The sequence below is a fragment of the Paenarthrobacter sp. C1 genome (assembly GCF_049315185.1).
GTDB classification, from domain to species: domain Bacteria; phylum Actinomycetota; class Actinomycetes; order Actinomycetales; family Micrococcaceae; genus Arthrobacter; species Arthrobacter nicotinovorans.
The window spans coordinates 3,399,981-3,411,305 of the sequence record NZ_CP186052.1; the positions used below are offsets into that span (position 1 = coordinate 3,399,981).

Here is an 11,325-nt window from a genome sequence, read left to right on the forward strand (position 1 = left end):
TTACGGTATTGTTCGGTCGTATTCCGCGCTGAGCGAACCAATAACGCGCGGCACAGCCGCAGCAATTGCCGAGGCTGTAAGGGGGCCACCGTCGCAATCCGCTGACGCCAGGGCCCCTGCCCTGCCGTGGATGCCCGCCGCCACGGCCGCCACAGCAGCCCAGCGGTCCGCAGCGTCCAGGCCCAGGCCGGCATACGCGCCGTCGTCGCCGCCTATCTCTTCAGCGGCCTGAGCCAGCAACGCTCCCAGCACTCCGGCCAGGACATCGCCGCTGCCGGCGGTCGCCATCCAGGGGATGCCCTCCGACTGGCTGAAAACAATTCCCGACGGCGACGCCACAAGTGTCGTGGCACCCTTCAGGAGCACTGTGGCTCCGGTTTGTTGGGCCGCCTGGCGTACGAAGTGCAGGGGCCGGGATTCGACGTCGGCCCGGGTCACCGCAACTTCGCCCGTGGGCGGCAGCGAATCCAGCAAGGACGCAAGTTCGCCGGCGTGCGGGGTAAGGATCCATTGGGGCGGGCAACGGTCCGGGAGGAGGCTCAGCGCCCCGGCATCGACCACGACCGGAAGGTCATGGCCCAGGGCCGCCTCCACGGCAGCCCCTGCACGGCCCAATTGCTCTTCTCCGTCGACGCCCGGACCCACTACCCACGCCTGGACCCGGCCCGGATCCTTGTCCTCCCACAAGGCCTCCGGGGTCCGGGAGAGAACCATTCGCGCCGCGGACCCGGGGCCGATGTAGCGCACCATGCCCACCCCGGCGAGGGCTGCGGCGTGCACACCCAGGACAGCGGCGCCGGCAAAACGGGACGAGCCTGCAACAATTCCCAGGACACCGCGGGAGTATTTATGTGACCTCCGGCCGGGGCGGGGCAGCAAGGCGCCAAGGTCCGGGTCGGTCAGGCGGCACAACTCCGGCGCCTGGTCCTGAAGCCCGGCCTCGATGCCGATCTGCACCAATTCCACCCGCCCCGCGCAGCCCTCACCCGGATCGGTCAGGAGCCCTGCCTTGACACCACCGAACGTGACCGTGACGTCGGCATCCAGCACGGGCCAGTGGACCTCCCCGGTGCCTGCATCCAGCCCGCTTGGGACGTCACAGGCGACAACCAGCCGTGGTCCGAGTTCCTGCAGCGCGGCAATCAGCTCGGCCGGGGCTTCGCGCAATCCCCCGCGGGCGCCGGTACCCAGCAGAGCATCGATGATCACGTCCTCACCGGCACACAGAACCGCGAGCTCTTCGGCATTTGAAGGACCGAGCTGCAAAACCCGCCCACCTGCGGCGAGAAGAGCAGCCAATGCTTCCGCGTGGACGGAATCGCCGGCGAGTACCGCCGTCGCACGCATTCCGCGTCGGGCGAGATACGCGGCAGCATAGAGGCCATCGCCGCCGTTGTTGCCTTTGCCGGCGAGAACCGTGACGCATGCACCGGCCAACCGGCGTTTTTTCTTCAGCTCACGGATCACGGCCTGGGCGAGGCCGTACGCTGCCCGTTGCATAAGAACAGCGCCCTCACCGGAGTCCAGGAGCGGCTGTTCCGCGTCCCTGATCTGTTGTCCGGTGAAGGCGCTGATCATTGTTTAAGTGTCCGTCTAGCCCTCAGCGAGGACGGTTGCCGTGGCGATGCCGCCGTCGTGGCTCATCGACAGGTGCCAACGCTTGACACCCTTGGCCTCAGCGACGGCAAGCACAGTTCCCTTGACCTGGATGGTTGGACCATTCTGGTCAAGGCCGATCCAGCAATCCTGCCAGTTCATGCCTGCCGGTGCGCCCAGGACCTTGGCCACTGCTTCCTTGGCTGCGAAGCGGGCAGCCAGGGACCGTGTGTTGAGTTCACGCTCGGCGGGCACAAACAGGCGATCCCTCAGCCCGGGAGTCCGTTCAAGCTGCCGGCCAAACCGCTCAATGTCTACGACGTCTACGCCAATGCCAACAATCATGCCGTTATTCTACGGTCACGCTCTTGGCGAGGTTACGCGGCTGATCGACGTCGTATCCCTTCGCCCCGGCCAGTTCGGCAGCAAAGATCTGCAACGGAACCGTGGTGAGCAGCGGCATGAGCAGCGTGGGCGTCTCCGGTACGTAGAAGACATGCTCTGCGTAGTCCTTGACCGACTCGTCGCCCTCTTCGGCGATGACCAGGGTGCGTGCACCACGTGCGCGGACTTCCTGGATGTTGCTGACCACCTTGGAGTGCAGGGAGTCACGGCCACGCGGGGACGGAACGACGACGAAGACCGGCTGGCCGTCGTCGATCAGGGCGATCGGCCCGTGCTTGAGCTCGCCGGCGGCGAAGCCTTCTGCGTGGATGTAGGCGATTTCCTTGAGCTTCAGGGCGCCTTCGAGGGCAACCGGGTAGCCAACGTGACGGCCGAGGAACAGCACGGACTTTTCGTCCTTCATGCTGCGGGCCAGCTCGCGCAGCGGTCCTGCGTTGTCCAGGATTGTCTGGATCTTGGCCGGGATCTTGTTCAGGTCCGCGAGGACATCCTTGATCTGGCCGGAGAAGATGTTGCCGCGCAGCTGGGCCAGGTAGAGGCCCAGGAGGTAGGCAGCCGTGATCTGCGCAAGGAACGCCTTGGTGGAGGCGACAGCGATTTCCGGACCGGCGTGCGTGTAGAGCACGGCGTCGGATTCGCGCGGAATGGTGGAACCGTTGGTGTTGCAGATCGAGATCGTCTTGGCACCCTGTTCCCGGGCGTAACGGACGGCCATGAGGGTGTCCATGGTTTCGCCGGACTGGCTGATGGAAACCACCAGGGTGTTGGAGTCCACGATCGGGTCACGGTAACGGAACTCGTGGGCGAGCTCCACCTCGGTGGGGATGCGGCACCAGTTCTCGATGGCGTACTTGGCCACCAGGCCCGCATAGGCTGCCGTACCGCAGGCGAGGACGATGATCTTGTCCACCTGCTTGAGGAGCTCGGGATCGATACGGAGTTCGTCCAGCGTCAGCTTGCCGTTGAGGTCGGAGCGTCCCAGGAGGGTCTGTGCCACAGCGTCGGGCTGGTCGTTGATTTCCTTCTCCATGAAGGAGCTGAAGCCACCCTTTTCAGCCGAAGCAGGGTCCCAGTCAACGTGGTATTCCTTGCCTTCAGCCGGTGCGCCGAAGAAGTCGGTGATCTCAACGCTGTCCGCGGTGATGGTGACGATCTGGTCCTGGCCCAGTTCCACAGCGCGGCGCGTGTAGTCAATGAAGCCGGAGACGTCGGAGCCGAGGAAGTTCTCGCCATCGCCCAATCCCACGACCAGGGGAGAGTTACGGCGGGCAGCAACAACTACGTCCGGCTGGTCAGCGTGCACTGCCAGGAGCGTGAAAGCACCCTCGAGCCGCTGGCAGGCGAGGCGCATCGCTTCGGTGAGGTTGCCGCCGTCGCCGTTGAGCTGGTTCCGGAAGATGTCTCCCAGAAGTGCCGCAGCGACCTCGGTGTCCGTTTCGGATTCGAACGTCACGCCCTTGGCGAGCAGTTCCTGACGGAGCTCGGCGAAGTTCTCGATGATTCCGTTGTGAATGACAGCCAACCGCCCACCATCGGAAAGGTGCGGGTGGGCGTTGCGGTCGGTGGGGCCGCCGTGCGTGGCCCACCGGGTGTGGCCAATGCCTGTCAGGGACTTGGGAACGGGATGCGCTTCCAGTTCCTCGATCAAGTTGCTCAGCTTGCCGGACTTTTTACGGGATGAGATGGCCCCATCAGCCACTACTGCGACGCCGGCGGAGTCATAGCCGCGGTACTCCAGACGGCGCAGCCCTTCCACCACGACGTCAAGGGCGCTGTAACCAGCTGCCTCGCGAGACGAATTGCCAACATAGCCTACGATTCCACACATGGGTACAAGCCTAACGGCTAACGCAAACAACTGATGTGGGACATCCCATTTCATGGGGTCCCTGGCGACCTTTACGGCACCCATAATTCATCCCCCAGCCATCGCGCATTTCCTGATCAGCCGCGCGGAGGGCAGAATCATGATCGTGACTTTGCAACGCACCGAAGCTAATGGCGACGGCGCTTCCCCGTTTGTCGAGCTGGACCGCCAGACCTGGTCCAGGCTTGCAGCACAGATGGAGCAGCCCCTCAACGAAGAGGACATCTTCCGTCTGCGCGGGCTCGGCGATCCCCTGGACATGAAGGAAGTCCGGGAGGTCTACCTCCCCCTCTCAAGGCTCCTTCACCTCTATGTCCAGGCATCCCACCAGCTTCACGCCGCAACCACCACCTTCCTTGGTGAGCAAACCCAGCGCACGCCATTCGTGATCGGCGTGGCCGGTTCCGTGGCAGTAGGCAAGTCCACCATCGCCCGCGTTCTCCGCGAGATGCTGCGCCGCTGGCCAGGAACGCCAAACGTGGAACTCATTACGACGGACGGCTTCCTCTACCCCCTGGCTGAGCTCAAACGCCGGCACCTGCTTGAGCGCAAGGGCTTTCCGGAGTCCTACGACCGGCGGGGGCTCCTTCGCTTCGTTTCGGAGGTCAAAGGCGGCGCAGAGGAAGTCCGGGCGCCGTGGTACTCGCACGTTACCTACGACATCGTGCCGGGCAAGGAAGTTGTTGTACGCCGCCCCGATGTCCTGATCGTCGAGGGTTTGAATGTGCTGGCACCGGCACGGCCCCGCATGGACGGCAAACAGGGCCTGGCCGTCAGCGACTTCTTCGATTTCTCCATTTATGTCGACGCCAAGACCTCGTACATCGAGGAATGGTACGTGGACCGCTTCCGGAAGCTGCGCAGTACGGCTTTCGCCCAGCCCGAGTCATACTTCCACCGTTACGCCACATTGTCGGACGACGACGCCGAGTCCACCGCCCGGGGTATCTGGAAGCGCATCAACGAGCCCAACCTCAAGGAAAACGTGCTGCCGACACGTGGTCGGGCACAGTTGGTGCTCACCAAGGATGCAGACCACTCCATCAGGCGCATGCTGCTGAGGAAGGTCTAGTTGCCGAACGAAATCACACCGATGCCCAGCCGCCGGGCTTTCGCCGGGCTGCTCACAGTCAGTGCCGGCCTCGCCGCCCTGACGGCATGCACGCCACAGGACGGGGCTCCCTCCCCTGCTGCCGCAAGCATGCCGGCCCAGACCGACGTGGCGGCTCCTGCACCAGCTTCAAGCGCCGCTGCCGCAACACCAACGCCGTCCGCCACAGCAGAGCCCACAGCAGAGCCCACCGCGGCCACCAGCCCGGGCCCGGCCCCTTCCAGCACCATCAAGACCCAGCACTCCCTGACCGATCCGACCAGCCCCTGGGTGATCGTCAACAAGCACAGGCCGCTGAATCCTCAGGACTTCGTGCCGGCCGACTTGGTGCAGCCGGCCATCCGACTCGCCGTCAGCGGCGAAGCGGCCCTTTTGAACAGCACGACGGCGGCTGCCGCAGAGAGGATGTTCGGGGCAGCGGCATCGGAGGGCGTCATCATGACGCTGGCTTCGGGCTACCGTTCCTACACAACGCAGGTGTCCACCTACAACGGATATGTTGCCAGCACAGGGCAGGCCGCAGCCGATCGCGCCTCCGCGCGGCCCGGACACTCCGAACACCAGACAGGCTGGTCATTCGATATCGGCGACGGAGGCGGAGCGTGCAGCTTCCAGCCATGCTTCGCCGAGCAGCCTGCAGCGGTCTGGGCCAAAGCCAATGCGCACAAGTTCGGATTCGTCGTCAGGTACCCCTGGATGTTCCACGACACCACAGGCTACTTCTACGAATCCTGGCACCTCCGGTACATCGGAGTGGATGCTGCGGTGGACATGGCCACACGCGGCATCACGACTCTCGAAGAGTACTTCGGGCTTGAAGCTGCTCCGGACTACCTGTAGCCCGGTTCTTAGACAGCCAGTTCGCTGGAGGCGCCCAGGCGCTCCTTGACCACGGCAGCGAGCTCGGTGCAGATGCGCTCGGCCGTTTCCATGTCCGCCGCTTCCACCATGACGCGGACCAGGGCCTCGGTGCCTGAAGGGCGGAGGAGCACCCTGCCGGTCTCACCGAGTTCGAGCTCGGCTGCAGCCACTGCCGCGGCAACGCCTTCGTCAGTGGCGGCACGCGCCTTGTCGACACCCTTGACGTTGATCATGAGCTGCGGAAGCTTGGTCATCGCGCCGGCAAGGTCCTGGAGCGTGCGGCCGGTGAGGGCCACTTGGGCTGCCAGCTGCAGTCCGGTCAGGACGCCGTCGCCTGTGGTTGCGTAATCGGAGAAGATCACATGGCCGGACTGTTCGCCGCCAAGGTTGTAACCGCCGTCGCGCATTTCTTCAAGCACGTAGCGGTCGCCGACGCCGGTCTCCCGGATGGTGATGCCGGCATCGCGAAGGGCGATCTTCAGCCCGAGGTTGCTCATGACCGTGGCAACCAGGATGTCATCCTTGAGTTTGCCGGCCTTCTTGAGTGCCAGCGCCAGGATCGCCATGATCTGGTCACCGTCCACTTCGTTGCCTTCGTGGTCGACGGCCAGGCAGCGGTCCGCGTCGCCGTCGTGCGCCACGCCCAGGTCTGCGCCGTGCTTGACCACGGCTTCCTTCAACGGACCCAGGTGGGTTGAACCTACGCCTTCGTTGATGTTCAGTCCGTCAGGCTCTGCTCCGATGACCACCACGTCCGCGCCGGCGTCCTTGAATACCTGGGGCGAGCATCCACTCGCGGCACCGTGGGCGCAGTCAAGCACCACCTTCAGGCCGTCCAGGCGCTTCGGGAGCGTGCCGAGCAGGTGCACGATGTACCGGTCCTCCGCGTCCGAGAAGCGCTGGATGCGTCCGACGTCGGCGCCTACGGGCCGCTGTGGCTCTTTGCCAAGCTGCGCTTCGATGGCGTCCTCGACGTCGTCGGGAAGCTTCTGGCCGCCCCGGGCGAAGAACTTGATTCCGTTGTCCGGCGCAGGGTTGTGGGAGGCGGACAGCATGACGCCGAAGTCGGCGTCGAGATCTGCCACCAGGTAGGCCGCAGCCGGGGTGGGGAGGACACCGGCGTCGTAAACGTCGATACCGGAGCTGGAAAGCCCGGCCTCCACGGCGGCGGCGAGGAATTCACCGCTGGCCCTGGGGTCCCTGGCTACCACGGCGCGGGGCCGCTTTCCGTCTGTCGCGCGGTCGTGGCCGAGTACGACGGCGGCCGCCTGCGCGAGCTGCATAGCCAGTTCAGCGGTGAGTAATCCGTTCGCGAGACCGCGCACGCCATCTGTTCCAAATAATCTAGACATCGGGTCAAGTTTAGACGACGCCACGGCACCACCTGTTCATCGGGCCACCGGAGCGTCTTGACCCGGTCCACGCGCGTGCGCAGTGACGGCAGCGTTAAACGACGGAAGCCCGCCCCACCGAAACGGCGGAACGGGCTTCCGATACCCCTGTAATGGGGCGAAGCGAATTAACGCTTGGAGTACTGCTGGGCCTTGCGTGCCTTCTTGAGACCAGCCTTCTTGCGCTCGATGACGCGGGCGTCACGGCTCAAGTAACCGGCCTTCTTCAGGGTGGCGCGGTTGTTGTCGACGTCGATCTCGTTCAGCGAGCGGGCAACACCGAGACGCAGGGCACCGGCCTGGCCGGAGATGCCACCGCCGTGGATACGGGCGATGACGTCGTAGGCGCCTTCGAGATCAAGGATCTTGAAGGGCTCGTTGACGTCCTGCTGGTGCAGCTTGTTCGGGAAGTAGTTGTCCAGCGTGCGGCCGTTGATGGTCCACTTGCCGGAACCCGGAACAACGCGAACGCGTGCAACGGCTTCCTTGCGGCGGCCAACAGCTGCGCCGGCAACGGTCAGTGCCGGGCGCTCCTTCTTGGGAGCATCTTCAGCAGCGGCGCTGCTTTCAGAGGTGTAGCTGGTGAGGGTTTCCTCAGCCTCGACGGCTTCGGCGGTCAGTTCTTCGTTCTGAGCCACGGTTCTCCTTGTAATAAAAAGTTTAGTTGGTGGCCAGGACTACTGGGCGACCTGGGTGATTTCGAAAGTCTTCGGCTGCTGTGCAGCGTGGGGGTGCTCGGGGCCTGCGTAGACCTTGAGCTTGCCCAGCTGCTGAGCTGCGAGGGAGTTCTTGGGGAGCATGCCCTTGATGGCCTTCTCAACAGCACGAACCGGGTTGGATTCCAACAGCTCGGCGTAGTTGACCGAGGTCAGGCCGCCCGGGTAACCGGAGTGGCGGTATGCGCGCTTCTGCTCCAGCTTGGCGCCGGTGAGGGCAACCTTTTCAGCGTTGATGATGATGACGAAGTCGCCCATGTCCATGTGGGACGCAAAGGTCGGCTTGTGCTTTCCGCGCAGCAGTGTTGCGGTCTGGCTGGCAAGACGACCAAGGACAACGTCGGTGGCGTCAATGACGTGCCACTGGCGGTTGATATCGCCGGGCTTCGGGGTGTACGTACGCACGGTTTTGCCTCGTTCTTGTTCTGGCGTTCATGTTTTAGGCGACACGCAGTGAGGCGTGTACCTACTATGTATGCGCTACCGGAGCAGAGGTGAGGGCTCTATGTACCAGTTATCCCAGGATCTCGAAATGCCCATGGAGTTAGCGATCCTGCAACTGGATCCCCCTGTAGGCATGTGTCATCGAGATAGGACACGCACAACGACTCTAAACAATACCTTCAACGGGGCGCCCGGGTCAAAATGGGGTGAGCACACATGGGTGAACCTGTGTTAATGAGGGAGTGCACGTGACTGACGGACCTGCCATGCCGCTTCTGCTGGCTCTCGCCGGCCTCCTTCTGAGTGCGGCGGCCGAGTTGCTGATCGCGCGGACGCTGCCGCGACTCGGCGGCCTCCCCTCCCTGAAGATACGGATCACGACGGCGGTGGTCACCGCGCTGCTCTTCGCTCTGCTTGCGTGGCGGTTTGGATTGGTGGCCGAATTGCCGGCTTTTCTTTTCCTGGCCCTTATTGGGGTGCAACTTTCACGTATTGATTTCACACTTCATTTGCTGCCGAATCCGCTTGTTTTGGCCCTGCTTATCGGCGCAATGGGGCTCCTTGCCGTGTCTTCGATGCTTGAGCCTGGGTGGACAGACCTGCTCCGAGCACTGGCCGGCGGCTTCATACTCTTCGTTGGCTACCTGATATTGGGGCTGATTTCGCCCGGAAGCCTCGGAATGGGCGATGTGAAGCTCGCGGCACCACTTGGAATGTACTTGGGCTACTTGGGTTGGCAACAAGTACTCTTTGGCGGACTTCTGGGATTCATCGTGGGCGGCGTGCTCACAGTGCTCATGCTGCGCCTGCGTTCGGCGAAAAAGCCCGCAGAAACAGCCCACGGGCCCGCGATGGTCATCGCTACCCTGGGCATCATCCTCGCCCTGAACTGATCCTGGGTTAGTACGCCCTTACCTCGCCTAGAGGACGTTCTCCAAGGTATAAGGCTCCTGCCGCAACCAAGTAGTTTCCGGCTGTCCGCGCGCCGGAACTGAGTACTTCGCACCCATGCCCCCATCCGGCAAGTATTGGCTGCCCGAATAAATCGAGTACGGCTACGCATTGTGGCTTTTGGTGCAATGGGTGAATTCTTATGTCATCGAATTCGAACGGCTGGAGCAGCAAGGGCCTTTCAAATCTCGAACTGCTTTATACACCAGCATTACTCACTCGTTTTCTCCTAAATCAAATTCATTTCTGGGAAGGATTTTCCAATGTCTACTTTCATGATCCACACCATTGCCTTCATCGCCGGCGTCAAGGACCGCTTCACCAAGGAAGAGAAGGGGGCGACGGCGACGGAATATGGACTGTTGGTTGGCCTGATCGCGCTGATCCTCGTCGGCGGCGTAGGCGCCTTCGGCGGAGCCCTCAACGGCTTCTTCAATGGGCTGGCCACCACGGTCAACAGCTGGTAGCACCCACAGCCCCGAACATGATGCCGCGTCCGCCCCGCGCGGACGCGGCATCGCTGTCTTAGGCACCAACCCCTGGGAGGGTTACGTGAACGGCATGAAGAAAAGGCTCGCAAATGAGCGTGGAGCGGTGGCGGTCGAATTCGCCCTGGTGGCACCGCTGCTCCTGCTCCTCGTGGTGGCAATCGTGGAATTCGCATTCTTTTTCAATCTCCAGATTTCCACTACCCAAGCCGCGCGGGAGGCTGCCAGAACCATGGCGGTCACCAACAGCACTGCCAAGGCCCAAGCCGCCGCAGTGGCTGGGGCGCCAAGCATCAATCTTGCTCCCGGAAACGTCAGCCTATCCGGCGCCTGCAGTCCGGGTGCGACTGTCACCGCGACGGTGACATTCAGCTCTCCAACACTGACCGGGCTCTTTACCCCAACGCTTTCCGTAGTTGGTAAGGGGGCCATGCGGTGCGGTGGCTAAAGGCAAGGTTCAGCGGGACTGGCAATGAACGCGGCGCAAGCGGCATGCTCGTGGCGCTCATAATGCTGGTACTCATAGGCGCAGGTGCCATGGCAGTGGATGTCGGGCAGATCTATGCCGAACGCGGGGAGCTGCAGAACGGTGCTGACGCAGGAGCGATCGCGGTCGCCCAACTCTGTGCATCCAGCTCAGGTTGTACGCAAAGCAGTGCGAACACGGCTGCGAAACAACTCGCCGACCAGAATTCCAGAGACGGTGTTTCACGTGTGAGGTCTGTTGACCTCTCGGTTCAAAACCAGGTGACGGTCAAAACCTCCACCATCGACGGAAACAGCAACGCGGGCTTTCTGACGAAGATGTTCGCAAGTGCATTGAGTTCAGAGCCCGCCACGGTGGGGGCGACAGCAACCGCAGCACTTGTAGCCCCTAACGGCGGCGGCGGCTTTCCCTTGGCTTTCTCCAACAAGTGTTGGGACCTCGCGGGAGGTGTGGCGAGCGGGAACCTTCAGAAAGTCTCCTGGAAACCAGGCATTACGTGTACCAATCCCTCCGGACACACCATTCCTGGTGGGTGGGGTTGGCTGGACGACGCTGACAAGGACTGCAAAGTTGTGACAACGGTCGGGAACATCGCCGGCTCTGATCCGGGAAACAACAAACCCTCACAATGTGCCTCCGTCCTGCAGGGCTGGATTAATACCTTGAGCTCCGGACAGGTGCTAGAGGTGCCATTTCCAGTATTTGACACCGCCACAGGGACTGGAAATACAGGCTCCTTCCACCTGATGGGTTATGCAACCTTTCGCATAACAGGCTGGAAGTTTGGCCAAGGCGGAGTCTACGAATTCCGCAACACAACTGCCGCTGTCGGTAACTCCAACCTTTCGTGTTCGGCGGGACCAGACCGGTGCATCATCGGGAAATTTATCAAATTCGTCTCACTTGACGATATCGAAGGCGGTGGCACCGGGACCGGTGCAAATCTTGGCACCGTCGTGGTCAAACTCATCAAATAGCGGTCCGGATTCGCTCTGCCCCGCATCGAAC

12 protein-coding genes are annotated in these 11,325 nt (G+C 62.7%); 6 read left to right on the forward strand and 6 right to left on the reverse strand.

Annotated features, from left to right (window positions below; translation table 11 throughout):
• The 3 genes from ACNAOU_RS15860 to glmS are packed head-to-tail and all read right to left on the reverse strand — an operon-like array spanning position 1 to position 3,829.
• Positions 1–1,578 carry an NAD(P)H-hydrate dehydratase gene (locus ACNAOU_RS15860; RefSeq protein ID WP_422757214.1) on the reverse strand — a complete coding sequence of 526 codons (1,578 nt, stop codon included), beginning with the start codon at positions 1,576–1,578 and terminating at the stop codon, positions 1–3.
• Between the two features lie 15 nt (positions 1,579–1,593).
• Positions 1,594–1,941 carry a holo-ACP synthase gene (locus ACNAOU_RS15865; protein WP_018776647.1) on the reverse strand — a complete coding sequence of 116 codons (348 nt, stop codon included), beginning with the start codon at positions 1,939–1,941 and terminating at the stop codon, positions 1,594–1,596.
• Positions 1,942–1,945: 4 nt separating this feature from the next.
• On the reverse strand, positions 1,946–3,829 hold the full coding sequence (glmS, locus tag ACNAOU_RS15870; RefSeq protein WP_018776648.1) for a glutamine--fructose-6-phosphate transaminase (isomerizing): 1,884 nt from the start codon (positions 3,827–3,829) through the stop codon (positions 1,946–1,948).
• 139 nt (positions 3,830–3,968) lie between these two features.
• Between glmS and coaA the strand changes: the two genes are divergently transcribed.
• Both coaA and ACNAOU_RS15880 read left to right on the forward strand, forming a co-directional pair.
• Positions 3,969–4,940 (forward strand): type I pantothenate kinase, encoded by a 972-nt coding sequence (gene coaA / locus ACNAOU_RS15875; protein ID WP_018776649.1) that lies wholly within the window; start codon positions 3,969–3,971, stop codon positions 4,938–4,940.
• The gene (locus tag ACNAOU_RS15880; protein WP_370874695.1) at positions 4,941–5,819 is read left to right on the forward strand and encodes a M15 family metallopeptidase; all 879 of its coding nucleotides are present in this window, start codon (positions 4,941–4,943) and stop codon (positions 5,817–5,819) included.
• A gap of 8 nt (positions 5,820–5,827) precedes the next feature.
• On the opposite strand, the gene glmM is transcribed toward ACNAOU_RS15880, so the two are convergent.
• The 3 genes from glmM to rplM all read right to left on the reverse strand — a co-directional run bounded on the left by glmM (position 5,828) and on the right by rplM (position 8,352).
• Entirely contained in the window at positions 5,828–7,192 is a 1,365-nt protein-coding gene (gene glmM / locus ACNAOU_RS15885) for a phosphoglucosamine mutase (RefSeq protein WP_026266997.1), read from the reverse strand.
• A 167-nt stretch (positions 7,193–7,359) separates the two neighbouring features.
• Positions 7,360–7,869, reverse strand: coding sequence for a 30S ribosomal protein S9 (gene rpsI / locus ACNAOU_RS15890; RefSeq protein WP_018776652.1), 510 nt, complete (start codon positions 7,867–7,869; stop codon positions 7,360–7,362).
• Positions 7,870–7,908: 39 nt separating this feature from the next.
• Positions 7,909–8,352: a 50S ribosomal protein L13 gene (gene rplM, locus ACNAOU_RS15895; RefSeq protein ID WP_011775554.1), complete on the reverse strand. Its 444-nt coding sequence runs from the start codon at positions 8,350–8,352 to the stop codon at positions 7,909–7,911.
• Between the two features lie 287 nt (positions 8,353–8,639).
• On the opposite strand from rplM, the gene ACNAOU_RS15900 reads away from it, so the two are divergent.
• The 4 genes from ACNAOU_RS15900 to ACNAOU_RS15915 all read left to right on the forward strand — a co-directional run bounded on the left by ACNAOU_RS15900 (position 8,640) and on the right by ACNAOU_RS15915 (position 11,294).
• Positions 8,640–9,284, forward strand: a complete 645-nt coding sequence (locus tag ACNAOU_RS15900) for a prepilin peptidase (RefSeq protein WP_422757215.1) — start codon at positions 8,640–8,642, stop codon at positions 9,282–9,284.
• A 321-nt stretch (positions 9,285–9,605) separates the two neighbouring features.
• Positions 9,606–9,809, forward strand: a complete 204-nt coding sequence (locus tag ACNAOU_RS15905) for a Flp family type IVb pilin (RefSeq protein WP_055971700.1) — start codon at positions 9,606–9,608, stop codon at positions 9,807–9,809.
• Between the two features lie 94 nt (positions 9,810–9,903).
• Positions 9,904–10,278, forward strand: a complete 375-nt coding sequence (locus ACNAOU_RS15910) for a TadE/TadG family type IV pilus assembly protein (protein ID WP_055973058.1) — start codon at positions 9,904–9,906, stop codon at positions 10,276–10,278.
• Positions 10,279–10,367: 89 nt separating this feature from the next.
• Entirely contained in the window at positions 10,368–11,294 is a 927-nt protein-coding gene (locus tag ACNAOU_RS15915) for a pilus assembly protein TadG-related protein (RefSeq protein ID WP_235503009.1), read from the forward strand.
• Positions 11,295–11,325: the final 31 nt, after the last annotated feature.